We start from the raw sequence: 25,413 nt of genomic DNA on the forward strand, positions 1-25,413 counted from the left end.
TATTCTGAGGTTACTGTCTTATTTTTAACACTTTTTGATCCATAAAAGGGCATGCTAAAAAACACCTTATCTGGTGATTTTTTTGATAAGGCGTTACAATAATATGGCATAAACAATTTTACCGATTTTGGGTAGAAGTATAATCGTAAAGTTTGTTATGCGTTATGAGATAATACATTGTTCTAATGAGACGATGTATAGAGGCAATCGTATGTGGCTTAGTTGAAGCTATTGTCGATTGTCTTTTTCGTTTCTCATAGAAGTCTGCGATATGACAAGGATTGGTGTGGCTAGCTGAAGCGATGTTGTGAATGCACTTAAAGAGAATCTTTCTGGCATAGGGATTCCCACGTTTGGTGATATGTTCCTTGGCGAGAAAGTTTTAGTTTTGCATCAATGCGTTTGTTGTTGTAGTAATCCATATAGTCTACAATAGCTGGTTTCAAATGCTCCATTAACTTAAACATCTTCTAATAACCATAAAACATCTCAAAAAGAAAGACTCCATCATGCCTTTGTATGGGCTGTTGCCTTTACGTGATATGGAAGGCTGAATCCCTTACCCACTATAAAATGCAATGAGAATACGGTGTTGATATAACTACCCCTGTTAGCTACTTGCAATATCAAACTCTGTCGCATCTGTGTAGCATTTTTCCATTGGTTTGGATGCTTCGAACTGGAGTTGAATGAGATTTTCTGCTTTCTTACCAACCTCTCCTTGATATGAATAATACTTACGTTTACAACGAATTCGAGCACTTAAACCAAGAGCCTTCATCAGACGTTGCACTTTCTTATGATTTACCATGAAACCACGATTTCTCAATTCAAGAGCCATTCGACAATAGCCATAATTTCCTTTGCGCTCAGTAAAATAGCTTGAATCACAGCTTTGATAGTTTGACTCTTATCCGTTTGATCCAGCTGTTTTAAGTGGTAATAATAGGTCGAACGAGCAAGCTTAATAATCTTTAGAAGAATCTCTAAAGCAAACTCTGTTACCAATTCTCGAACAATTTCCGTTTTTCTCTTCGCTCTTTCTCGTCCCTCAATCGGAGTTCTCTCAACTTTTTTAGAACAGCGTTCTCCGCTCTCAAGTACTCATTTTCTGCTTGAAGTCGCTCTAGTTCTGTCATCTCTTCAGGTTTCTTCTTTGGCTCACGTCCCATTTTAGGCGGTCTCCCTCTTCTTTTCTCAACAATAGTATACCCATTTTTCTTGTATTGTGCTATCCAATTGTTAAGCAAACCTTGATTTGATAGGCCATAATCCAGACAAACACTTTGTTGGGAACAACCTTCAAGCAGAACTTTATCAATCATTTCTCGTTTTAATTTAGGAGAATAATAACGATTCTTTCCCTTTTTGACGATGTTTATTCCATAACGGCCAATTAATTTCACCATATACTTTAGACCAGAAATGTTCACCCCAAATTGATTTGAAAGTCGTTTAAAGCTTGTTCCTTGCTTTCTCAGTTCATATATTTGAACTTTATCTTCATAAGTCAATTTCATAATAAAAACACCCCAAGTTAGATTTTTTCTGTCTAACTTTTGGGGTGCAGTTCAATGGCTTGAAAACTTTTTTTTATTTGTTTAAGCTATTTTTAAGGCCTTCAACAGCCCCTTCAATGCTACCTTTAACATCTTCGATACCGTCTTTTGCTTTGGCTACAGCTTTTTCAACAGCACCTTCGAGTTCAGTTTTTTTATCACCAGAAAGTTTGCCAGCGCCTTCTTTAAGAGCGCCTTTAGCTTGATTAAATTTATCTTCGATACTCATGATAGTACCTCCTTTTTATGATGAGACCATTGTAGAAAATCTTAAACCGTAAGGCAAGTGATTTGTTTAATAAGTTACCACATTAATATTTCCTTTATCGTATTCAGCGATGAAGATATCTGAAATGTTGTCATATCCCATTTTAGTAAGTTCGTCGTTTAACCATGCTTCAGATTTTCCGATACTGTCAAGAATTTCCAACTGGATTACGCCATCTGTGACAATTGGGTATTTAGGATTTTCATCACCTACACGAACCACAATCAATTGACCGTTTTGCTCGATCACAGCACGTTTAACTTCTTTGAGTTGGAAAATTCCTTGAGAACGAAGTTTCAAGGCTACATCTGAGGCAGACAGTCCCTTGGCACGACAAGCTTCAGAGTCTAATTTTCCATGAGTAATGATGACCGTTGGTTTACCGTCAATCAAATGTTTGATAAAGCGAATATTGGTGTTGAGCCATTTAAGAAGTAAGATCAAAATAGTCCAAATAACCAGGATAACAATGTACTGAAGGATGGAAACGTTACTACTATAAATTGTACCGCCAATGATTCCACCAAGAACAAAGTTCTGTACTTGGTCAGTAGCTGAGCTAGGTGCTAAGTTACCCTTACCAGTAACATTGATAACAAAGACCAGTGATACAAGCCCCAAGGCTAGCTTAATTGCAACAGTAAGATAAAAAGATGTCATTGTTTAACCTCCACGAGTTCCACATCAGGCTTGTATAGTTTAATTTGTTCGAGCAAGTAGCTATCAGGATCCGACCCTGCAATGGCACGGTAGTAGTGGTCTTTAACTTTTACGATAGCTCCATCAGTGGCTGCAGATGTATTGACATAGATATCCTCTTTTTTAACATCTAGTTGTTTCGAAATGACTTCAATAAAGTGAAGGGATGCTCGAAACTGGTTATCATTGGTCTGATTAGTTTGGAAATTGCTGATAGCAATAAGGACAATAGCCACCAAGGTTAAAATAGAAATGATAGAGAGTTCACGAAACTTAGTATCACGCCTATTTTTGTAGGCCTTAAAAGCAAATACGCCAGTCACAAGAATTAACAGGGCGGAAATGGCGACCAAGACCCAGTTTTGTTGACTAATCTGACTTAGCACATAGTCATAGGAGTAGAATTTCATTGATAGGTTCCCTTTCACAGTATCGCTAGTATTATAGGATAAAAAGTCTTTAATTTCAATAAGTTCATCCAGAAAATGAGGGGTTGAGCTAGACTTTAAAAGTAAATTAGATTCTGGGATAACTTAAAGACATTAAGCCAAAATATTATGATTTCTTTAAGACTTTGTTGAATTTTTCACAAATTATGCTTATAATTGAGGTAAACAATCATAAGAACTTGCCTAAACTTTTGGTAAATAAGAAGATTATTGACTTTAATATGATAGAGTTACACCTATAGAGTACATCTATCTGAGAATCTATTATGTTAAGGTCACTATTCTAAATTTTCCTAGAGACTTTTTGGCCTCTCGTTCCTAGAAAAAGGAGTAATTATGTCTGAACCATTGTTTTTACAATCTGTTATGCAAGAAAAAATCTGGGGTGGCACGCATTTGCGTGATGTCTTTGGCTACGACATTCCTAGCGACCATGTTGGAGAGTACTGGGCTATCTCAGCTCACCCAAATGGTGTTTCTACTATTAAAAACGGTCGTTATGCTGGGCAAACTTTAGATGTGCTTTATGCAGAGCATCGTGAATTGTTTGGCAATCGTCAGGAACCTGTCTTCCCGCTTTTAACTAAGATTTTGGATGCCAATGATTGGCTTTCGGTTCAGGTCCATCCAGATGATGCTTATGGACTTGAACATGAAGGTGAGCTTGGTAAAACAGAATGTTGGTATATCATTGCTGCTGAACCAGGTGCAGAAATCATTTATGGTCACAATGCTAAATCAAAAGAAGAATTACGCCAGCAAATTGAAAGTAAGGATTGGGAAAATCTCTTGACAAAAGTTCCAGTTAAAGCAGGCGATTTCTTCTATGTGCCAAGTGGTACCATGCATGCCATTGGTGCAGGAATCTTAGTTCTTGAAACCCAACAGTCAAGTGACACAACCTACCGTGTGTATGACTTTAACCGTAAAGACGACCAAGGAAACTTGCGTGAGCTCCACCTTGAAAAATCTATCGATGTCCTAAATATCGGTGAACCTGCCAACAGTCGTCCAGTCACAACAAAAGTAGATGACCTCAAATCAACGCTCTTAGTAGCAAGTGATTTCTTCGCCGTTTATAAATGGGAAATCACAGGTAAGGCTGATTTTGAAAAGACTGCTGATTACAGTTTGTTTAGTGTACTTGACGGTCAAGGAAGCCTCCTAGTCGATGGTCAAGAATACCCAATTGCAAAAGGAAGCCACTTTATTCTTCCTAGCGATGTTCAAGCATGGCAAATTAAGGGAGACCTTGAACTGATTGTGAGTCACCCTTAACTAAACTATCAAACTAGACGAGATAAGACTCTTGTCTAGTTTTTTCGTATAATGATACAGAAAATTTGCAATTTTAAAAACCTTTGTTAATAAATTTCAATAGCTTGAACTTTCAAATTAATCATGTCATACTAGTTAAGTTAATTAAAAATATTAATATACAAGCCCTTTCCTTTTGGGACATCTGTCTTGTTTATTTTAGATTGGAGTAACTTATGTTAAAAAAAGGAGGCCTTACAGCCCTTTTGTTGTTTGGTATGTTCTTTGGAGCGGGAAACCTAACCTTCCCCCCTCAGCTAGGCTTTGAATCTGGAGGTCATTTCTGGCCAGCCATTGCCGGCTTTGTTCTATCTGGTGTCGGAATTGCAATTCTAACACTTATTATTGGGACTTTAAATCCGAAGGGGTATATTCACGAGATTTCTCAAAAAATCTCACCTAAGTTTGCCTTGTTATACTTGGCAGTGCTTTACTTGTCTATTGGACCATTCTTTGCTATTCCAAGGACAGCAGCGACAGCTTTTTCAATTGGTATTGCACCAATGCTTGGTAATAGTCATACTAGTCTATGGTTACTTGCCTTCACAGCGGTTTATTTTGCCTTGGCTTTATGGATTGCAATGAATCCTTCTAAGATTTTAGATAGTATTGGTCGAATCCTGACACCTATTTTTGCTCTATTAATCGTTATTTTGATTGTAGTTGGTGCCTTTAAATATGGTGGTCATAGCACACATACTGCAACAGAAGCTTATAAAGCCTCAGCTTTTGGTAATGGTTTCTTGGAAGGGTACAATACTTTAGATGCCTTAGCTTCGGTAGCCTTTAGTGTGGTGGCAGTAGTAACCCTCAATCAATTAGGCTTTAAATCTAAAAAAGAGTACATCTCAACCATTTGGGTTGTAGGTATTTTGGTTGGATTGATGTTCTCAGGTTTATACTTAGGTCTAGCATTCTTGGGTAATCATTTCCCACTTGATACATCAACTTTGGGAGAAGGTGCTAACCTTGGAGCAGCAGTTCTATCGAGTGCAACACAGGCTATCTTTGGTCCCATGTCACAGATTTTCCTAGCAGTTATGGTAACAGTGACGTGCTTTACGACAACAGCAGGATTGATTGTGGCGACCGGTGAGTTCTTTAATACGGCCTTCCCACAAGTCTCATATAAAACCTATGCTATTGTCTTCACTCTTATTGGATTTGCGATTGCCAATTTGGGACTTAACAATATCATTGCTTTCTCAGTGCCAGTGCTGTTGATTCTTTACCCAATTACAATCACAATTGTTATGATTGTGATTGCTAATAAGTTTGTGGCCTTGTCTAAACTTGGTATGCAAATTACAGTTGCTGTAGTGACGCTTATCGCTTTGCTTAGTGTAATTGGCAGCCAGTTCAAACTTGCAGGACTTAATGCCATCATTAACTTTCTTCCATTATCAGGAGCATCACTGCCATGGTTGATTCCAGCCATCTTACTCATCCTCCTATCTCTTGTCTTACCAGATAAGATTAAGAGCGAAAGCTTCGAAATGGAATAAAAATAAAATCCTATCACAATGTGGTGGGATTTTTTGTGTCTCCAAGTCACTATAAGTGCGAAATCTTCTCAAAAGCGTTACACTTAAGGCGTGGAGATAAAACGTTCTATTGAAGGGAGTGTTAAAAATGTCAAATCTAAATAATCATATGATTTATCTTGCTGGTGGCTGTTTCTGGGGTGTTGAGGAGTATTTTTCTCGCGTGCCTGGTGTGCTTGATGCGGTTTCGGGTTATGCCAATGGACGTAGTGAGACAACTCGCTATGAGCTTATCGGTCAGACGGGTCATGCTGAAACCGTTCAGGTGACCTATGATGCTAGAAAGGTGTCCTTGCGAGAGATTCTGCTACATTTCTTCCGTATCATCAATCCTATGTGTAAAAACAAACAGGGCAATGATGTGGGAACTCAGTACCGTACGGGTGTTTATTACACGGATGTAAATGATTTATCGACTATCGAGCAAGTTTTCCAAGAAATGACTGAGCAATACGGTCAGCCTTTGGCGGTTGAATTGTTGCCACTTGAGCACTTTATTCCTGCTGAGGATTACCATCAAGATTATCTCAAGAAAAATCCGAATGGCTACTGTCATATCAATGTCAATCAGGCAGCTAATCCTGTCATTGATGCCAGTACTTATCACAAGCCGAATCGGGAGGAGCTTAAGGAAAGTTTGAGTCCAGAAGCCTACGCTGTGACTCAGGAGAATGGAACAGAACGGGCCTTTACGAGTCCGCTTTGGAATCAGTTTGAGCCTGGTATCTATGTCGATGTGGTGACGGGAGAACCACTCTTTTCATCTAAAGATAAGTTTGATTCAGCCTGTGGCTGGCCAAGTTTCTCTCGCCCTATAAGCCCCGAGGTAGCCAACTACAAGGAAGATCATTCGCACAATATGGACCGCATCGAAGTCCGTAGTCGTGTAGGCGACTCCCATCTAGGTCATGTCTTCCCAGATGGACCAAGTGATAAGGGTGGCTTACGTTACTGTATCAATGGGGTAGCAACGCGATTTGTTCCTAAAGCTGACATGGCAAAAGAAGGTTATGCTTACTTGCTTGATCAAGTGGACTGATTAGGTATTCTGAAGGAATTAGTAAAAGCTAAAAGAGAGGTTGATGACCCTTGGTTACAACCTCTTTTATGTGACAAAAGAAGCTGTAAATGAGATAAAAGCCTTTTAAAACTAACATGTTATGTGACCTGACCATTCAGGATAAAAAAGTGACCTTTCATTACATTTTATAACAATTTAGAAAAAATTATTTTACATTTCAAACAAAAAATAGTACACTATAATAGTGAGAAATCTGACAAGTGTCAATATGTCCTTCTCCTTAAATTTTGCTGGTTTTGGCGTCTATAAACATTATTGTACTTTGTGTAATAATTAGTCTTCCCAACCTCCCAATATGATTTTATATGTCTTAACTTACCTAAGCGAGACTAGCAAGATAAAACTAAGATATTTCCTTAAAGAGAAATGACAGCATTTGTTAGATTTTATGCTAACATTCAGATAATACTAAGTCCTATTTTATTGTGCTAAATGCTATGAAAAAGACTGTTATGGAAATGATGAATAAAGTAATCATATTAATGGCCGTTTGTGTCTTGTGCTTCTGGTCTTTCCTTTTGCTTCCCAAAACAGAAGAGAAAGTTGTTTACGTCTATCATTTCCTAGCTCTGTGTAGTTTAATCATGATTTATGGTGCCTTAGTTGATCCAGCTGGACTCTGTGGTACCTTTTTCCAAATTAAACATTTATGTTTTCATTAATTAATCCAGTTTGGCGATATGTCAGGTGAGTCTGAATTTAAAGTATCACTCATAAAAAGAAGTTTTCTGTGTATTGATAACAGTTAATCTGTTTTCAATATGCAGGAGGCTTTTTTTTAAGATTTGAGCAGAGAAAAAGCAGTCTGATGAGACTGCTTCAGGTATATCAAGGATGTGATTCGTAACGTTTGACGATTCTATTTAAGCGCCATTGGTAACAGAGACCACTGACGATAAGGCTGGCAATCAGGCCAATCCAGTAACTGTAGGGACCTAGCCCAGTGACTTTTTCAAGAAGGAAGCCAACTGGGAAGGTGATGCCCCAGTAGGCTAGGACACCGAGATAAAAAGGCACCTTGGTATCCTTATAGCCACGGAGGATTCCTTGAAGCGGAGCCGCAAAGACATCTGCCACTTGAAAGAAGAGGCTATAGGTCATGAAAATGGCTGTCATCCTCAAAAATTCAGGTTCATGCCCATAAAGTTCAGCCAAATCATAGCGCAAGAAGTAGAGGAAAATCAAGGTAAAGATAGAAAATCCTAGGGCTGTCAACCGTCCCAGCTTGCTGTAGCTCTTGATCGCATCCATGCGTTTAGCCCCAAATTCGTAGGAAATAATGATAGCCATGGCACTGGAAATGCTGAGAGGAAAGGCATACATGAGATTTGAGAAATTCATGGCTGCCTGATGACTAGCAATCACTAGGGACGGATACTTAGACATAACCAGACCGACACCTGAGAAGATAGCGACCTCCGCAAAGACCGTTCCACCAATAGGGAGCCCCAGTTTAAGGGCATCAAGTAGAGCTATTTTATCAAGGGGTTGAACTTTTCCAATGTGGTAGGGGGTAACTTTTTTATGCTTTCTGATAACCGCAATGGAAATAAGGAGAAGTGCCCAGTAAGCCAATGAAGTTCCCAGACCTGCTCCAGCTCCCCCTAACTCCGGTAAACCAGCAATGCCATAGATGAGGAGGAAATTGAAGAAACCATTGAGAGGTAGGAGCAAAAGCATGAGATACATGGAAAGGCGTGTGAGGCCAAGGGAATCAAGGAAGGAGCGAACCACGCTAAAGAGTAGAAGGGGGATAATCCCAAGACTCAAAAAACGTAAATAATCAAGGGCTACCTTTCTGACCAAGGGCTCCAAACCTAAATGATTCAAAACCAAGGGTGCCCCTAGAAAAACGAGGGCGAAAAGGATAAGTGATAGGCCCAAAGCCATATAAAGAAATTGATAGAAATCAGGTGCCACTCGGTCCTTGCGACCTGACCCTAGATGGTGTCCGATAATAGGAACTAGGGCAGAGACAATACCTGTTAAGAAGGTGAAGAAAGGGCTCCATAAACTCGTTGCCATGGCTACCCCCGCCAAGTGTAGGGCATCGTATTGACCAGTCATGGTAGTGTCCACAAAGGCTGCCGAGAAGTTGGCAAACTGATAAATTAGTATGGGCACAAAAATCTTGAAGAAAACAAGGAATCGCTCACGGAGAGAATGTGTTTCGTGCATTCTGCTTTCCTTTCTAAATTAATTTTTCAAACATTTATATTTTCATTGTACTATAGATATGACTTGCTTTCAATCTGTTTCGGGATCAAATAAATAATTTGCTTTCATTTTCTCGACTGACATTTGATAGCCTTTCATATATAATTAACCTAACCAAAAGGAGGCTTTGCAAATGAACACGAAAACAGAATTTTTGAGAATAATGGCGGAACAAACAGGAATGGCTTTGGCAACTTCTGTAAATAATGTTCCTAATGTGAGAATCGTTAATTTCTATTTCGACCCTTGTGATAATATTCTTTATTTTTCGTCCTTTAAAGATAATAACAAAGTCAAGGAAATAGAAGAAAATCCTTCGATTGCCTTTACCACAATTCCTCACACTGGAAACCAGCATGTCAAAGCCAAAGGCCTCGCAAAAAGAAGTTCGAAAACGGTAGTTGATATGGCAGAACATTTCATTGCAAAGGTTCCAGATTATAAAAAGACGATAGATTACGCAGGAGAATTGCTGATTCTATTTGAGGTGAGATTTGATATTGCTATTGTTACCAAAGATCTTGCTACCATCAGTACGTTAAGACTATAATAAAAACACCCCTTATTGGATTGGTGAATCTATAAGGGGTGTTCTTGTATTATTTTTATTTTTTCTTATGATTCAAAATGACATTGAGGACAATGGCAAGTAAACTTGCGACCACGATACCGTTTGAGAAGAACATTTGGAAAGCATTTGGTAGGCTGTTGAAGAGGTTGCTACCGTTAAGACCAACCCCTGCAGCGATCGATACTGCAGCAATCAAGAAGTTGTGTTCGTTATTGGCGAAATCAACACGCGCCAAGATTTGCATCCCTTGAATAGAAACAAAACCGAACATAACAAGCATAGCACCACCAAGGACTGGGCTTGGGATGATTTGCGCTAAGGCACCAAACTTAGGAAGGAGTCCAAGAAGAACAAGGAAACCAGCGGCATAGTAAATTGGCAAGCGGGTCTTGATACCTGACAATTTCACAAGACCAACGTTTTGTGAAAAACCAGTGTATGGGAAGGTGTTGAAGAGTCCACCAAGGAGAACAGCCAAACCTTCAGCGCGGTAACCGTTACGAAGGCGAGTGCTATCGAGTGGTTCTTTGGTAATATCAGAGAGGGCCAAGTAAACCCCAGTTGATTCAACCATAGACACAGTAGCGATAATACACATCATAATAATTGATGACAACTCAAACTTAGGTATCCCGAAGTAGAATGGTGTTGGCACGTGGACAATAGGTGCCGCAGCTACTGGTGAGAAGTCAACCAAGCCCATGCTTGCTGCGATAGCAGTACCGACAATCAAACCAATCAAGATTGAGATAGATTTGATAAATCCTTTAGTGAAAATATTAACTAAAAGGATGATAAGAACGGTGATAGCAGCAAGGAAGAGGCTTTGACCAGTTGGTTTATCAACATTGTTTCCCATATTTCCGATAGCCACAGGGATGAGGGTCAAACCGATAGTCGTAATGACTGATCCTGTAACGATAGAAGGGAAGAGATTGGCCACTTTTGAAAAGACGCCAGAAACGAGGATAACATAAATCCCTGAAACGATAAGGGCACCAAACATAGCACCACTACCGTGTTTCTCACCAATCATAATAAGTGGTGCCACTGACTGGAAGGCAACCCCAAGAACAACTGGAAGACCGATACCGAAGTATTTATTAAGTTGAAGTTGGAGGAAAGTTGCTACACCACACATGAAAATGTCAGTTGAAATCAAGTAGGTTAATTCATGAGCTGAATACCCCAAAGCACCAGCAATCATGATTGGAACCAGGATTGATCCCGAGTACATGGCAAGTAGGTGTTGCAGTCCTAGGACCGCCGCCTGCGAATGTTTCTCTTTGTTTTGCATTAGATGTCTGCCTCCTTAAATACGACCTGTCCATTTTCAAAACGATCCAAACGAGCAAGTGAAACGACTGGATAGCCAGCTTCTTCCAGAAGGGCACGACCATCTTGAAAAGATTTCTCAATAACGATACCAACCGCTTCGACGTGTGCACCAGCTTCTTCGATGATTTGAATCAAGCCTTTGGCAGCTTGGCCGTTAGCTAGGAAGTCATCAACGATGAGGACCTTATCTTCAGGAGTGAGGAACTTGCTTGCGATAGAGACAGTACTAGTCACCTGTTTAGTGAAGGAGTAGACCTCAGCAGTGAGAATTCCTTCATTCATGGTGATATTTTTAGCCTTCTTAGCAAAAATCATAGGGACATCCAAGGCCTCAGCAGCATAGAGGGCTGGAGCAATACCAGATGCTTCGATAGTCACCACCTTGGTGATGCCAGTATCCTTGAACTTTTCAGCAAAGACCTTTCCAATTTCACGCATGAGCTCAAAGTCAACTTGGTGAGTTAAGAAAGAGTCAACTTTGAGGATATTTTCCCCAAGGACATTCCCATCATTGAGAATGCGGTCTTCCAGTAATTTCATATTACCTCCTATAAATTGAATAATAATGCTGTGTGTTGATTTATTTCAGAATCTATTGAGACTCTGACAAAAATCAAAACAATCGAATAATAGAAAAAGGCCTGCAAAGCAAGCCTTTAAAATCACAAAAAGACAGTGAAATCTCTCTATGACTAAATGAGCTTACTCATTGTTAGGTGTTACGGCACCTTGTAGAAACGTCACGCCCATTCGTGACATAAATAAGTAATGTTTTCATTATTCGATGAAGCTGTCATTGGTTGATGATAAACCAACATCAACTCTATTATAATACTATATTTTCTTTGAAGACTCAAAGAATTTTTCCATGAAAACGCACCCTTTAAAAAATTGGAAAATTCAATCTAACACTATTGTAAGATTTGCTGAGAAAGTGCGATTCTTATGTCATTTTTGTTATAATAGTGAGAAATGAAAGAGGTTGAATTATGCATAAGATTTTATTAGTTGAAGACGACGAGGTTATCCGTCAACAAGTCAAAAAAATGCTAGAACAGTGGGGTTATGAAGTTGTTCTTGTTGAAGATTTCATGGAAGTATTATCTATTTTTGTAAAAGTAGAGCCCCACTTGGTTCTTATGGATATTGGTTTACCTCTATTCAACGGTTATCATTGGTGTCAGGAAATTCGTAAGGTCTCCAAGGTCCCTATTATGTTCTTGTCCTCTAGAGACCAAGCCATGGATATCGTTATGGCAATCAATATGGGTGGAGACGACTTTGTGACTAAACCATTTGACCAAAATGTTCTCCTAGCGAAAATTCAAGGGCTTTTACGTCGTTCTTATGAGTTTGGTAAGGATCAGAGTCTCCTGGAATATATGGGTGTGATATTGAACCTTAAGGCCATGGATTTGGTTTATCAGGGAGAAGTCGTTTCTTTGACTAAAAATGAGTTTCAGATTTTACAAGTTCTCTTTGAGCGTTCTGGTAATATTGTTAGTCGGGAGGACCTCATGAAGGAGCTTTGGAATAGCGACTTCTTTATTGATGATAATACGCTCTCTGTAAATGTGGCACGTTTACGTAAGAAGTTAGAAGCAAACGGTTTGAATGATTTTATAGAAACCAAGAAAGGTGTCGGCTACGGGTTGCGTCATGATGGGTAAGTGTCAATTTATCAAATACTATATTAGGTCTCGTCTGCCTTTCTATCTCTTGGTTATCTTTAACGGAATCATCTTGGTTTTGTTTGCCTTTTTATTTGAAGAGGCAGCAGATGTTCTTCATTATTCCCTGACAATCCTGACTTTTGTGACCATCATTATGGTGGCTTGGGACTTGTTTAGATCCTATCAGTCTTATAAGCTAGCATATCTATATGAGGAAATTACTCCCTTAAGTCCCTTGGAATTTTACTTAGCCCAGACTTTGGAAAATGCAAGGGAGAATCAGAAGAATCAGACTGAGGAGGGATGTAAGCGCTATACGGATTTGATGGACTACTACACTCTTTGGGTTCATCAAATCAAGACGCCAATAGCGGCTAGTCAATTGTTGGTTCAGGATGTCACAGATAGGAATATTAGATCTCTCTTGGAGCAAGAAATCTTCAAGATCGATGCCTACACTCATTTGGTTTTGCAGTATTTACGTTTAGAAAACTTTCATGATGATTTGCAGTTGAAACAGGTTGCATTAGAACACTTGGTTAAAGAAGTTGTTAGAAAGTATAGTCTTTTCTTTATTCAAAAAGGGTTGACTATTAACCTATATGACTTGGATGTTAAGGTTATTTCAGATGAAAAATGGCTCTTGGTCATCATTGAGCAGGTTTTGTCAAATAGTTTGAAATATACAAAGAGTGGCGGTATTGAAGTTTACTTCAAAGATAATACGCTTTATCTTAAGGATTCTGGGATTGGTATTAAGGATAGTGATATTTTAAGGGTTTTTGAGCGTGGCTTTTCAGGTTACAATGGCCGATTGACTCAGCAGTCGTCTGGGTTAGGCCTCTATCTTTCAAAGAAAATTGCTGATCAGCTTGGACATGATATTAGTATTAGCTCCCAAGTAGGTCAAGGAACCACAGTTTCCATTCATTTTCAAAAGCAGAAGTTAGCCATTGATTGATAACTTACAAAAGTGTAAGAAATATGACCACAAATGAAAGCAAAGGTTATGGTTTTGCCCCTGCTTTTTCTATAAAATGGTATCAGAAGTTAAGTAAGAGATTCCTAAAATCTCTCCAAAATCTACTAAATAAAGGAGCTTATTATGACATTGCTAGATGTTCAACATGTTAAAAAAATTTATAAAACACGTTTCAAAGGAAATCAGGTTGAGGCCCTTAAAGATATCCATTTTACGGTTGAAAAGGGTGAGTATGTTGCTATTATGGGTGAGTCTGGCTCAGGAAAATCAACCCTGCTCAACATCCTTGCTATGCTTGATAAACCAACGGCAGGGCGTGTCTACCTTAATGGTATGGACACAGCAACCATTAAAAATAAGGATGCTTCCAGTTTCCGTCGTGAAAGATTAGGATTTGTTTTCCAGGATTTTAACCTTTTGGATACCCTATCTGTTAAAGATAATATCTTACTACCTTTGGTTCTTTCTCGACGTCCACTTAAGCAAATGATGACGCAAGTAGAAGCAGTCAGTCGTCAATTGGGAATCCATCCCTTGCTAGAGAAGTACCCTTATGAAATTTCAGGTGGGCAAAAGCAAAGGGTTGCAGTTGCGCGTGCAATCATCACTAAACCAGAAATCCTCTTAGCAGATGAGCCAACAGGCGCCTTGGATTCAAAATCTTCAGCGGCCCTCTTGGATGTCTTTGATACTATTAATGCCAGCGGTCAGACCATTCTTATGGTAACTCACTCTACATCGGCCGCCAGTCGTGCTCAGCGTGTTTTATTTATTAAGGATGGTATTCTTTACAACCAAATCTTTAAAGGGGATAAGTCTGAACATCAAATGTTCCAAGAAATTTCCGATACACTAACTACAATGGCAAGTGAGGTGAATTAATATGTTTCGTCTAACCAATAGACTGGCTTTATCCAATCTCATAAAAAATCGTAAGCTATATTATCCGTATACATTGGCAACTATTCTGGTTATTGCTATTACCTATATTTTTACATCTTTACTGCTTAATCCGCATCTGGGTGACTTACATGGGGCAGATTCTATCAAGGCGGTTTTGGGTATGGGACTTGTAATTGTCGCCCTCTCTTCTGGGATTATTGTTCTTTATGCCAATAGCTTTGTTATGAAAAATCGTTCAAAGGAGCTTGGTCTCTATAGTGTGCTAGGCTTGGAGAAGCGTCACCTCTTTAGCATGATATTAAAAGAAACGATAATTATGGGGGTTGTAACTTTGCTTCTAGGTATAGGTGTAGGGGCGCTATTCGATAAACTCATTTATGCTTTTCTTCAAAGGATTATCGGAGAAAGTACAGGTTTGGTTTCAACCTTTCAAGTAATGACTATTCCTATTGTTCTTGTCATCTTTGCTTGTATTTTTAGTTTGTTGGTTTTGGTAAATGGTTTCCGATTACTACGGCTTAATCCTTTACAATTAACGAAAGATGGCCTTAAGGGTGAAAAAAAAGGACGTTTCCTAGTTGTTCAAACTCTTTTAGGACTTGGGACTATGGGATGCGGTTACTATCTTGCTCTCTCTGTTAAGAATCCAGTAACAGCTATTATCAGTTTTTTCCTAGCTGTTTTACTAGTCATTTTAGGGACTTATCTTCTTTTCAATGCCGGGACAACAGTAGTTCTGCAACTCTTGAAAAAGAAGAAAAGCTACTATTATAAGCCTAATAATATGATTTCCATTTCCAACCTTGTCTTTCGGATGAAGAAAAATGCAGTTGGGCTGGCGACCATTGCTATCCTCTCAAGTATGGTTCTCGTGACGCTTGTAGGTGCTACAAATATCTATGCTGGAAAAAAAGACTATCTGGCCAGTGCTGCTCCACATGATTACTCAGTTAGTGGAACGAATGTAGATGTAACAAGTACACAGAAGGTTATGGATGATTTTTTATCACAGTCAGGAAATCAGGTCAATAGAAAAACGGAAGTAACTTACATCTACTTTGGTATCAAAGAACAAGAAAAAAACAAGTTAACCATCTTTTCTAAGAATGAAAGAAAAGTTGTACCAAAGTCAATTTTTCTTGTCTTCTCACAAGCTACTTATAAACAATTAACAGGTAAAGACCTCAATCTGACTTCAAATCAAGTTGGCTTATTTACTAAAAATAAAACATTGAAAGATCAAAAGAGTGTCTCTATCAATGGTCAAAACTACCAGATTCATGATGGCCTTAATGACTTTATTAAGGGTAAAGTACCCAATAACTTTTCAGTTATATCTTCTGACTATAGCTACCTTGTCGTTCCTGATACGGATAATTTTAAAGAAAGTATCAAAGGAACAGCAACCACTCAGACTACCTATATTGGTGTTAACGTCAAAGACCCTGCACATGATGCCAAGAAAAATTCAGATTTGTTAGACAAACTCGCGGATAAAGAAACGCAACAGTTAGATGGACAAACTACTGGTGTCCCTTGGTTTAACCTCATTACTAATAGCCGATATGATGTAGAAGGGGCACTAAATGGCTTTGTTAGCGGAACATTATTTATCGGTATTTTCTTATCTATCATCTTCATGATTGGTACAGTTCTTGTGATTTACTATAAACAGATTTCTGAAGGTTATGAGGATCGTGAGCGCTTTGTTATTCTTCAAAAGATTGGGTTGGACGATCAACAAGTCAAGAAAACCATTCGTAAACAAGTTCTTACCGTCTTTTTCCTCCCTCTGATTTTTGCCTTTATTCACTTGGCCTTTGCCTATCATATGCTCAGTTTGATTATACGTCTTATTGGGGTTCTCAATCCAGATCTTATGTTAGTGGTCACTATTATTGTTTGTGGCGTTTTCTTCCTAGCCTATGTCTTGGTTTTCGCCCTAACGTCGCGTTCTTATCGTAGAATCGTATCAATGTAACTTACATAGAGTCTAGTTCATGCTAGGCTCTATTTCTTTTATGCTATAATAGATGAAAGAATTATAAATCATCGGAGAAAACACATGTCACAGACTATTGATGTCAAACGTTACGAGGAGTTGGCACGTCAAAAGCAGGGGGAACACCGTAAGTTTCTAGCCCAACTCAAGAAGAAGGCCCCTAAAAATTTAGATAAGATTGTTCAGGAGGTGCATAATGAAGTATTTCAAGAAATTGATTGTACCCAGTGTGCAAATTGCTGTAAGACACTTGGACCTGACTTTACAGAACAGGACATTACTCGCATTGCCAAGCATTTTCGCATGAAGTTACCTGCTTTCGAGGAGATGTACTTGCAGGTCGATGAGGATGGCGACAAGGTCTTCAAGTCCATGCCTTGTCCATTTTTGGGACCTGATAATCTTTGTGATATCTATGATGTTCGTCCCAAGGCTTGCGCAGCCTTTCCTCACACGGATCGTAAGAAAATCTATCAGATCAATCATCTGACCATCAAAAATACGCTTTTCTGTCCAGCAGCCTACCTTTTTGTGGAAAAACTCAAGGATAGGATTTAGGGAGGACAAGTCATGAAAGCATTATTAAAAATAGACTTGATAAAACCATGACGTAGCTGGCCAGTCTTTATCATGGGAATCGGGATCCCCGTCACTCTTTATCAAGTCTCATAGAGAAAGTAATCGAGGTTAAAGGAGAAATAATGGATATTTGGCAGAAAATGTATGAACAGGCCCAAGCCTTGTATCAGCCACAGGAAGTCTCAGACTTTGTCTATGCTAAGCATGTCGTGGCTGCGGTGGAGGCTGAAGATGGACAAATCTTCACAGGCTTTTGTATGGAAGGGACGTGTGGTGTTTTCCATCTATGTGCTGAAAGGGCTGCCCTTTTCAATATGTATCAAGAAACTGGTCAAACTAAGGTTAAGAGAATTATCGCCTTTCGTGACCAGCCACCTCATGGTGGACCGTCTGGCATGCCTTGTGGAGCTTGTCGTGAATTTTTAATGGAACTGCATCCTGACAATCGTAATTTAGAGTTCATGGTTGACTACGAAACACGTCAAACCATTACTTTGGGTGAATTGTTGCCACTGTGGTGGGGAGAAGAACGGGCTCAACAGTTTGGAGAAAAGTCGCAAGACAAGGTTTAACGTTTATAGAAATCACAAAATCCTCACATCTTAAGTGTGAGGGTTTATTTTTTTGGGGAATTAATTTCAGAAAATTCGAAATTTACCTTGAAATTCGAAATGAAAGTGCTATACTATATCGTGAAAATAGAAAGAAGGTTTCACTATGGATTCACTTGTATCTTTTAGTAAATGGCTCAGCAAATGGTTTACTGTAGCTGTTATCCTCTGGGCTGTCTTTAACTACGCCCTTCCATCAACAAGTAGTTGGGTCATTCCCAATACGGCCTACTTGCTTGGTTTGATTCTCTTTGGTATGGGGCTTACCTTGACCACTGAAGATTTTAAGCGAATTGCTAAGCGTCCAATTCCAGTTGTTCTTGGGACTGTTGCCCACTATATCATCATGCCTGGTTTGGCTTGGTTGCTTTGTATGATTTTCCATCTTAAGGGTGCGACAGCAGCAGGTGTTATCCTAGTTGGGTCTTGTCCGAGCGGAACTTCATCTAGTGTTATGGCCTTTCTTTCAGGTGGGGATGTTGCCTTGGATGTTTCTATCGAAACCCTTTCAACTCTTTTGGCACCACTCATGATTCCAACGCTCTTGTCTTTCTTGGCTGGTCAGTACGTGAGTGTCCCTGCTCAAAGCCTCTTCCTTAGTACCTTGCGTATCGTGGTTGTCCCTATCATCTTGGGTGTGGTTATCCACTCTATTTTTGGTCAGAAAATCGATGCCATCATTAAGATTATGCCTTTGATTTCACAGGTTGCCATTCTTTTGATTGTTGGGGCAGTTGTTTCTGCTAACCATGCCAATATTTTCACAGCAGCGACAGCTCTTGTCATTCCAGTTGTCATGCTCCATAATCTTTGTGGTTATGCCCTTGGTTTTGGATTTTCAAAACTCCTTGGCTTGGAAGAGCCTCAACAAAAAGCCATTACCTTCGAAGTGGGTATGCAAGACTCAAGTTTGGGGGCAACACTTGCCATGAAATATTTCGTACCACAAGCTGCTATCCCATCAACTATCTTTAGTATTTGGCACAATATCTCAGGCTCTATCCTCTCATCATGGTGGAAGAACCATTCAAAAAATAATTAATAATATAATGAAAAGCTGACCTTGGGTCGGCTTTTTTACGTCACATGACAAATGTCATGTCATGTCATGACATCTGGTGCTAAAAAGAGAATGATCAAAAAGATATACTTTAGTCATAACTTAGAAATAATAAAAAACGAAAGAGGTCATCTCATGAAAATCAAAACATCTTACCTTATCTACGCTGTTATTGGAACTGTCTTTGCTGGACTTAGCATGTTTACTGACATCTTTGAAAAAGGGAACTTTGAAGCTATCTTCTCCAATTTGGGCATGATTATTGGCTTGTCTATCTCAGCCTATATTCTCATCACTATGGCTAAAAGTTTTATCGACCTTGTTATTAAAGAATTGTAAAACTAGGAGGTCCAGTATGAAATTATTTAAAATACTAAGCATCATGCTCCTTGCGGTAATTTGGACCATCCTCTTTGCCTATGTCCTACTTCATGGCAGTAGTGATATTCTCTACAGTGTCATGGGTGTATCTGTTGCAGCTTGTTATGTTTTTCTAGCCTTCTATCAAAAGAAAGGAAATCACACACATGAGTGAAGCAATCCTTCAAGTCACAAATCTTGTCAAAAAAATCAAAGGAAAAACAATTTTAGATCATATTAGCTTTGAGGTGGGACAAGGCGATTGTCTTGCTTTAATTGGGCCAAATGGTGCTGGTAAAACGACCTTGATGTCCTGCATTCTTGGTGATAAGAAAGCTAGTAGCGGTCAAGTTTTTATCAAGGGCAAAAAGGGGAAAGCACAAGATCAAATTGCGGTTCTCCTCCAAGAAAATACCATTCCCTCACAACTAAGAGTTAAGGAACTGATTGCTTTTTTCCAAGATATTTCTGAAAATGGCTTATCTAAAGAAGAGATACAAGCACTCTTACAATTCAAAGACGACCAGTATCAGCAGTTCGCAGACAAACTCTCAGGGGGACAAAAACGTCTTCTTGCCTTTGTTCTCTGTCTTATTGGCAAGCCTGACATTCTCTTTTTAGATGAGCCGACAGCAGGGATGGACACTACGACACGCCAACGTTTTTGGGAAATCATCAATGATCTGAAAAAGTCAGGTGTGACCATTCTTTATTCGTCCCACTATATCGAAGAAGTGGAACACACAGCTGACCGCATCTTGGTCCTTCATCAGGGGAAACTCATCAGGGATACTACGCCACATGCTATGCGTAGCGAGGAAAAGGAAAAACAAGTCACCTTACCAAGTCGCTTTGCACCAAGTCTTGATAAACTGGCAGCCATTTATGATGTGACTGAAAAACGTGATGTTGTCACCTTTATGACTAAAGATATTGAAAGTATTTGGAGTAGTTTACAAGCTCTAGGCTGTCGCATTTCTGACATTGAAATTCAAAACAAGACACTTTTAGATAGCCTATTTGATAGCACAAGGGAGGACAAGTCATGAAAGCACTACTTAAAATCGAATGGATAAAAACATGGCGCAGTTGGCCAGTCTTCATCATGTCCATCGGAATGCCCGTCGGATTCTTCCTCTTGTATTCAGGTATGGAAATGAGTCCTGACCCAACGTCACAAAAAGATTTTATCTTGTCCTATATGTTGACCATGACTGGCTTTTCCATGTCCAGCTTTGGTTTCTTTACCTTCCCCTACATGCTTAGAGAGGATCAAACGGAGCACTGGTTAACCTACATCGAACATTCAAAAATCAGTATTCAGGCCTACTACCTGTCAAAAATCTTCCGAGTTCTTATGAACTTTATGGTTGCTATCCTAGTGACTTTCTGTGTGGGAGCTTTTGTGCGTGATGTTGAGATGCCATTCTCACATTGGCTCGGTTCAGGGGCTCTTTTACTCTTGTCAAGCCTAGTCTTCCTATCCTTTGGCTTGCTCCTTGCCCAAATTAAGTCTCAACAAATCATGGCTATCGTCGGAAATATCATCTTTCTTGGTCTAGCTATTATTGGTGGTTCTTGGATGCCAGTAACCATGTTTCCAAAATGGGTTCAGCACATTTCGGAGTGGACTCCTATCTATCATATCAATCAGTTAGTCGTCAATTTTGCAAAAAAAGGGGAATTTTCATGGAAATCACTCATTTTTATCTTGGTCTATGCTACAATAGCTACAGGCTTAGCCCTTTTTATCAAATCTTACAGAGAAAGTGACCATGTTTAGAACTTACCAGAAAAATGATTTTGCTTATTTTGCTAGTCTGATTTTCCTTGTTTTCCCAATCTTTGGAGTTTTTGGCGGGTATTTTCCAGTCTGGACCCTGTTATTGACAGGTTTGTTTACCATCTCTTATCTCCTTATAGTGTATTTGAAAAAATCTTATAGCAAGTGGATTCCCTTTCTGTGGTTTTATACTCTAGCTTACATTATCTTTATGTCTGTGACCTTCGAGGGTGGCATGATGTGGTTTGTTTTTTTCAATGTTAACCTTCTCGTATGGCGCTTTGAGGATAGCATATCTTCTTATCGCTTTTTATCCTTTCTAGCGACACTCTTGATTTTGACGTCATCATCCTTTCTACTGACAGACGATTTGAGCACGCATCTCATGTCTCTGGCTATTCCTCTTTTTTCTTTGGGAATGTACTATTTTCAAAATCGTATGCGTCAGGAGAGAAAGATGGAAGAAGCCCTTGCGGAGCAGAATCGGACCATCAATATCCTGTCCGCTGAAAATGAACGCAATCGTATCGGCCGTGATTTGCACGATACCTTAGGACATACCTTTGCCACGATGAGTCTCAAAACCGAGTTGGCTCTGAAACAGATGGACAAGGAGCAGTATGATGCTGCGAGAAAGAATCTGGAAGAATTGAACCAGATTAGTCGTGACTCCATGTACGAGGTTCGTGAGATTGTCAATAAGCTCAAGTACCGAACGGTAGCAGAGGAGTTACTGGAACTCGAGCGCCTCTTTGACCTATCAGATATCATCTTGACCGTGGATAGTAGTCTTGACTTAGACAGCCTGTCACCAGTTAGCCAGTCGACCTTGTCCATGGTACTTCGTGAACTGGCCAATAATGTTATCAAACATAGTCAGGCGGATAGCTGTCAAATTCGTCTGACTCGTGATCGTGGTATAGTGCTTGAGTTCGAGGATGATGGTTGTGGCTTCAAGGAAGTCACTGGGCAAGAGCTACACAGTATCAGGGAGCGCCTCAGTTTGGTAGATGGAGATTTGGAAATCCTGTCACAATCGCATCCAACCATTATTCGTGTACATTTGAAAGAGGGAGGAAAAGCATGAAATTATTAGTCGCTGAAGACCAGTCAATGTTGAGGGATGCCCTCTGCCAACTCCTCATGTTGGAAGACGATGTCCAAGAGGTCCATGCTGCTAGTGATGGCCAAGAAGCCATTGCTCTCTTAGAAAAAGAAGAAGTCGACGTAGCCATTTTAGACATTGAAATGCCAGTTAAAACAGGCCTTGATGTCCTGGAGTGGATTCGTGCTAATCAAAGAGAAACAAAGGTCGTTATTGTGACTACTTTCAAACGAAAAGGCTATTTTAAACGAGCCCTTGCAGCCCACGTGGATGCCTACGTGCTCAAAGAGCGTTCCATCAGTGATCTCATGGCAACCATCCATACCGTCCTAGCAGGTCAAAAGGAGTACTCGCCAGAGCTAGTTGAAGGTGTCGCCTTTGACAATAACCCACTCAGCCAACGAGAACAAGAAGTCTTGGCCATGGTGGCCCAAGGGTCAACCAACCAAGAAATCGCCGAAAGTCTCTTTTTATCAAATGGAACCGTCCGAAATTACATGACAGCCATCCTGACCAAACTTGACGCAGGCAACCGAACAGAAGCTGTCCGCATTGCTAAAGAAAAAGACTGGCTAGTGTGAGGAGAAATAGATAAATTTTCTATCACTATGCTGTAACTAAAAATTTGAATTAGATTAATTAGTAAGTGTGAAGTATTTTTAAGTAAAACTTTCCGTTGTGAGAAAAGTGGTTGAAACAATTTGGTTTTAGCTGCACGGGATTTTTGAGACTTTAGGCTCAAAAATGAGTTATGTAACTTTGAAGAAGATCGCTGACGTCCCAACTCACTTAAGGGAAATTTATAGAAGAAATATTTTTAATTTTGGAAGTACTGATGTTTTTGATACCAGATTTTCATGGGATGTATTATCCAAAGCTGATGATTACTCCCTTTATTATGCTTTCAATAGTAACTCCCTTACTGCACATCCTTTTTATGGAGGAGTACTTATACTACAATGTTAACTATATCGTTCTTTCTACCAACGAGGCTTTTTCACAGGCTGTATGTACCAATAAGTTTTGGAATAATTTTTTCAATAAGAAGGCGACTTTGCTTAAAATACCAATCTTTATTTTTGTCATGCTAGTCATGTTGATTTTTAGTCTAATATATTTTGGTTGGGTTTGGTTGTGTTCAATTAACATTATTGCAGAGAAAGCTTTTGACCCTGGAATTTTAATTGTTATCCCTATATTCGCCATATTTGCGGGAATACCTTTCCTCGCCATATACCGCCAAGGATGTTTTCCTATAAATGCTTTATATCATACATTCTGAGTCTGTCTTTATAGACAGATTTTTTGTTTTCTTAAAATATCAAAATTATTTTCTCTTTTGTGAGAATAATACTTGGTTTCCTTTTTTAACTGCTTTATAATAGAGTCATACTGAGGCCTTCTGGTGTGAGAAAGAAGGCAGATTTTGGGAGATGAGAAATCGGCTTTTTGTGTTTAGATGACAAGATTTGTTGATTTTTTACGATAGGGAGATAGATATGGCAATGATAGAAGTAAAGCATCTTCAGAAAAATTTTGTGAAGACTGTTAAGGAACCGGGCTTGAAGGGGGCACTACGCTCCTTTATTTATCCTGAAAAGCAGACTTTTGAAGCGGTCAAGGATTTGACCTTTGAGGTTCCTAAGGGACAGATTTTAGGTTTCATCGGGGCAAATGGTGCTGGAAAGTCGACAACCATCAAAATGTTGACAGGGATTTTAAAACCAACATCTGGTTTTTGTCGGATTAACGGCAAGATTCCCCAGGATAATCGTCAAGATTATGTCAAGGATATTGGAGTGGTCTTCGGACAACGCACCCAGCTATGGTGGGATTTGGCACTGCAAGAGACCTACACGGTTTTAAAAGAAATTTACGATGTTCCAGACTCGCTCTTTCATAAGCGCATGGACTTTTTGAATGAAGTCTTGGATTTGAAGGACTTTATCAAGGACCCCGTGCGAACTCTTTCACTAGGTCAACGGATGCGGGCGGATATTGCGGCTTCCTTGCTTCACAATCCCAAGGTTCTCTTTTTAGATGAACCGACTATTGGTTTGGACGTTTCGGTCAAGGATAACATTCGTCGAGCTATCACCCAGATCAATCAGGAGGAAAAAACAACCATTCTCTTGACCACTCATGACCTGAGTGACATTGAGCAACTCTGTGATCGGATTTTTATGATTGACAAGGGGCAGGAGATTTTTGATGGAACGGTGAGCCAGCTCAAGGAAACCTTTGGCAAGATGAAGACTCTTTCCTTTGAACTGGTGCCAGGTCAAAGTCATCTCGTTTCTCACTATGAAGGTTTGCCTGATATGACTATTGATAGACAAGAAAATAGCATCAACATTCAATACGATAGTTCCCGCTACCAGTCAGCTGACATTATCAAGCAAACCCTGTCTGATTTTGAAATCCGTGATTTAAAGGTGGTGGATACGAATATTGAGGATATTATCCGCCGCTTCTATCGAAAGGAGCTCTAAGATGACCAAATTGTGGAGACGTTATAAACCCTTTATCAATGCGGGTGTTCAGGAATTGATTACCTACCGAGTCAACTTTATTCTTTATCGTATTGGGGATGTGATGGGGGCTTTTGTGGCCTTTTATCTCTGGAAGGCAGTCTTTGATTCCTCACAGGAGTCCTTGATTCAGGGCTTCAGCATGGCAGACATTACCCTTTATATCATCATGAGTTTTGTGACTAATCTTTTGACAAGATCAGATTCGTCCTTTATGATTGGGGAGGAGGTCAAGGATGGTTCTATTATCATGCGATTGTTGCGACCAGTGCATTTTGCGGCTTCTTACCTCTTTACCGAGATTGGGTCCAAGTGGTTGATTTTTATCACTGTTGGACTTCCATTTTTAAGTGTCATTGTCTTGATGAAAATCTTATCTGGGCAAGGTATTGTAGAAGTGCTGGGTTTAACTGTCCTTTATCTCTTTAGCTTAACGCTCGCCTACCTGATTAACTTTTTCTTTAATATCTGCTTTGGTTTTTCAGCCTTTGTATTTAAAAATCTTTGGGGGTCAAATCTCCTCAAGAATTCCTTGGTGGCTTTTATGTCTGGCAGCTTGATTCCCTTGGCTTTCTTTCCAAAGGTTGTTTCAGATATTCTGTCCTTCTTGCCTTTTTCATCCTTGATTTATACCCCAGTCATGATCATTGTTGGGAAATACGATGCCAGTCAGATTCTTCAGGCACTCGCTTTGCAGTTTTTCTGGCTCTTAGTGATGTTGGGCTTGTCTCAGTTGATTTGGAAACGAGTCCAGTCATTTATCACCATTCAAGGAGGATAG

Annotated in this window: 26 protein-coding genes, 2 pseudogenes and 1 riboswitch; of the genes and pseudogenes, 19 read left to right on the forward strand and 9 right to left on the reverse strand. The window is 39.6% G+C overall.

Annotated elements, in window-relative coordinates:
- Positions 1–118: 118 nt before the first annotated feature.
- From RDY04_RS09560 to RDY04_RS02500, 5 genes and pseudogenes are all read right to left on the reverse strand, one after another.
- A pseudogene (locus RDY04_RS09560) lies at positions 119–382 on the reverse strand (IS110 family transposase); the annotation flags it as partial.
- A pseudogene (locus tag RDY04_RS02485) lies at positions 318–1,520 on the reverse strand (IS3 family transposase). The pseudogenes RDY04_RS02485 and RDY04_RS09560, both read right to left, overlap by 65 nt.
- Positions 1,521–1,593: 73 nt before the next feature.
- Complete coding sequence (locus RDY04_RS02490; RefSeq protein ID WP_303950475.1) at positions 1,594–1,788, reverse strand: CsbD family protein; 195 nt, start codon at positions 1,786–1,788, stop codon at positions 1,594–1,596.
- Between the two features lie 66 nt (positions 1,789–1,854).
- On the reverse strand, positions 1,855–2,487 hold the full coding sequence (locus tag RDY04_RS02495; RefSeq protein ID WP_303950478.1) for a DUF421 domain-containing protein: 633 nt from the start codon (positions 2,485–2,487) through the stop codon (positions 1,855–1,857).
- A complete protein-coding gene (locus tag RDY04_RS02500) occupies positions 2,484–2,936 on the reverse strand; it encodes a DUF3290 family protein (RefSeq protein WP_303950481.1) in 453 nt (150 codons plus the stop codon). The genes RDY04_RS02495 and RDY04_RS02500 overlap by 4 nt, the downstream gene beginning before the upstream one ends.
- A gap of 375 nt (positions 2,937–3,311) precedes the next feature.
- Between RDY04_RS02500 and manA the strand changes: the two genes are divergently transcribed.
- From manA to msrB, 3 genes are all read left to right on the forward strand, one after another.
- A complete protein-coding gene (gene manA / locus RDY04_RS02505; RefSeq protein WP_303950482.1) occupies positions 3,312–4,253 on the forward strand; it encodes a mannose-6-phosphate isomerase, class I in 942 nt (313 codons plus the stop codon).
- Positions 4,254–4,468: 215 nt separating this feature from the next.
- Positions 4,469–5,797, forward strand: coding sequence for a branched-chain amino acid transport system II carrier protein (brnQ, locus tag RDY04_RS02510; protein WP_303950484.1), 1,329 nt, complete (start codon positions 4,469–4,471; stop codon positions 5,795–5,797).
- A gap of 127 nt (positions 5,798–5,924) precedes the next feature.
- Positions 5,925–6,875: a peptide-methionine (R)-S-oxide reductase MsrB gene (gene msrB, locus RDY04_RS02515; protein WP_303950485.1), complete on the forward strand. Its 951-nt coding sequence runs from the start codon at positions 5,925–5,927 to the stop codon at positions 6,873–6,875.
- Between the two features lie 870 nt (positions 6,876–7,745).
- Here the strand turns inward: msrB and RDY04_RS02520 are convergent.
- Positions 7,746–9,095: an MATE family efflux transporter gene (locus RDY04_RS02520; RefSeq protein WP_303950487.1), complete on the reverse strand. Its 1,350-nt coding sequence runs from the start codon at positions 9,093–9,095 to the stop codon at positions 7,746–7,748.
- A gap of 172 nt (positions 9,096–9,267) precedes the next feature.
- On the opposite strand from RDY04_RS02520, the gene RDY04_RS02525 reads away from it, so the two are divergent.
- Positions 9,268–9,684: a pyridoxamine 5'-phosphate oxidase family protein gene (locus RDY04_RS02525; protein ID WP_303950489.1), complete on the forward strand. Its 417-nt coding sequence runs from the start codon at positions 9,268–9,270 to the stop codon at positions 9,682–9,684.
- Positions 9,685–9,739: 55 nt separating this feature from the next.
- Here RDY04_RS02525 and RDY04_RS02530 read toward each other — a convergent pair whose 3' ends face one another.
- Complete coding sequence (locus RDY04_RS02530) at positions 9,740–11,002, reverse strand: nucleobase:cation symporter-2 family protein (protein WP_303950492.1); 1,263 nt, start codon at positions 11,000–11,002, stop codon at positions 9,740–9,742.
- Entirely contained in the window at positions 11,002–11,583 is a 582-nt protein-coding gene (locus tag RDY04_RS02535; protein WP_048788440.1) for a xanthine phosphoribosyltransferase, read from the reverse strand. Before RDY04_RS02535 ends, RDY04_RS02530 begins: the two co-directional genes overlap by 1 nt.
- 149 nt (positions 11,584–11,732) lie before the next feature.
- A riboswitch (purine riboswitch) is annotated at positions 11,733–11,828 on the reverse strand.
- A gap of 204 nt (positions 11,829–12,032) precedes the next feature.
- Here RDY04_RS02535 and RDY04_RS02540 point away from each other — a divergent pair.
- From RDY04_RS02540 to RDY04_RS02600, 13 genes are all read left to right on the forward strand, one after another.
- Positions 12,033–12,713, forward strand: coding sequence for a response regulator transcription factor (locus tag RDY04_RS02540; protein ID WP_303950497.1), 681 nt, complete (start codon positions 12,033–12,035; stop codon positions 12,711–12,713).
- Positions 12,703–13,677, forward strand: coding sequence for a sensor histidine kinase (locus RDY04_RS02545; RefSeq protein WP_303950500.1), 975 nt, complete (start codon positions 12,703–12,705; stop codon positions 13,675–13,677). Before RDY04_RS02540 ends, RDY04_RS02545 begins: the two co-directional genes overlap by 11 nt.
- Before the next feature lie 144 nt (positions 13,678–13,821).
- Positions 13,822–14,580 carry an ABC transporter ATP-binding protein gene (locus RDY04_RS02550; RefSeq protein WP_303950503.1) on the forward strand — a complete coding sequence of 253 codons (759 nt, stop codon included), beginning with the start codon at positions 13,822–13,824 and terminating at the stop codon, positions 14,578–14,580.
- Position 14,581: 1 nt separating this feature from the next.
- Complete coding sequence (locus RDY04_RS02555; protein WP_303950506.1) at positions 14,582–16,582, forward strand: ABC transporter permease; 2,001 nt, start codon at positions 14,582–14,584, stop codon at positions 16,580–16,582.
- A gap of 84 nt (positions 16,583–16,666) precedes the next feature.
- The gene (locus RDY04_RS02560; protein WP_014621752.1) at positions 16,667–17,161 is read left to right on the forward strand and encodes a YkgJ family cysteine cluster protein; all 495 of its coding nucleotides are present in this window, start codon (positions 16,667–16,669) and stop codon (positions 17,159–17,161) included.
- Between the two features lie 143 nt (positions 17,162–17,304).
- Positions 17,305–17,754: a cytidine deaminase gene (locus RDY04_RS02565; RefSeq protein WP_303950528.1), complete on the forward strand. Its 450-nt coding sequence runs from the start codon at positions 17,305–17,307 to the stop codon at positions 17,752–17,754.
- Positions 17,755–17,899: 145 nt separating this feature from the next.
- Positions 17,900–18,835, forward strand: a complete 936-nt coding sequence (locus RDY04_RS02570) for a bile acid:sodium symporter family protein (protein WP_247914036.1) — start codon at positions 17,900–17,902, stop codon at positions 18,833–18,835.
- A gap of 153 nt (positions 18,836–18,988) precedes the next feature.
- Positions 18,989–19,192 carry a hypothetical protein gene (locus RDY04_RS02575; RefSeq protein WP_303950533.1) on the forward strand — a complete coding sequence of 68 codons (204 nt, stop codon included), beginning with the start codon at positions 18,989–18,991 and terminating at the stop codon, positions 19,190–19,192.
- A gap of 16 nt (positions 19,193–19,208) precedes the next feature.
- Complete coding sequence (locus RDY04_RS02580) at positions 19,209–19,388, forward strand: hypothetical protein (RefSeq protein ID WP_227278807.1); 180 nt, start codon at positions 19,209–19,211, stop codon at positions 19,386–19,388.
- Positions 19,381–20,262 (forward strand): ABC transporter ATP-binding protein, encoded by an 882-nt coding sequence (locus tag RDY04_RS02585; protein WP_303950540.1) that lies wholly within the window; start codon positions 19,381–19,383, stop codon positions 20,260–20,262. The genes RDY04_RS02580 and RDY04_RS02585 overlap by 8 nt, the downstream gene beginning before the upstream one ends.
- Entirely contained in the window at positions 20,259–20,996 is a 738-nt protein-coding gene (locus tag RDY04_RS02590) for an ABC transporter permease (RefSeq protein WP_303950542.1), read from the forward strand. The genes RDY04_RS02585 and RDY04_RS02590 overlap by 4 nt, the downstream gene beginning before the upstream one ends.
- Positions 20,989–22,083, forward strand: a complete 1,095-nt coding sequence (locus RDY04_RS02595; protein WP_303950544.1) for a sensor histidine kinase — start codon at positions 20,989–20,991, stop codon at positions 22,081–22,083. Before RDY04_RS02590 ends, RDY04_RS02595 begins: the two co-directional genes overlap by 8 nt.
- On the forward strand, positions 22,080–22,682 hold the full coding sequence (locus RDY04_RS02600; protein ID WP_295494118.1) for a response regulator transcription factor: 603 nt from the start codon (positions 22,080–22,082) through the stop codon (positions 22,680–22,682). Before RDY04_RS02595 ends, RDY04_RS02600 begins: the two co-directional genes overlap by 4 nt.
- Before the next feature lie 385 nt (positions 22,683–23,067).
- Here the strand turns inward: RDY04_RS02600 and RDY04_RS02605 are convergent, their stop codons facing one another.
- Positions 23,068–23,334 (reverse strand): hypothetical protein, encoded by a 267-nt coding sequence (locus RDY04_RS02605; protein WP_303950547.1) that lies wholly within the window; start codon positions 23,332–23,334, stop codon positions 23,068–23,070.
- A 266-nt stretch (positions 23,335–23,600) separates the two neighbouring features.
- Between RDY04_RS02605 and RDY04_RS02610 the strand changes: the two genes are divergently transcribed.
- The gene (locus RDY04_RS02610) at positions 23,601–24,593 is read left to right on the forward strand and encodes an ATP-binding cassette domain-containing protein (protein WP_303950550.1); all 993 of its coding nucleotides are present in this window, start codon (positions 23,601–23,603) and stop codon (positions 24,591–24,593) included.
- 1 nt (position 24,594) lies between these two features.
- Positions 24,595–25,413, forward strand: a complete 819-nt coding sequence (locus RDY04_RS02615) for an ABC-2 family transporter protein (protein WP_303950553.1) — start codon at positions 24,595–24,597, stop codon at positions 25,411–25,413.

This window comes from uncultured Streptococcus sp. (assembly GCF_902463925.1).
GTDB lineage: Bacteria > Bacillota > Bacilli > Lactobacillales > Streptococcaceae > Streptococcus.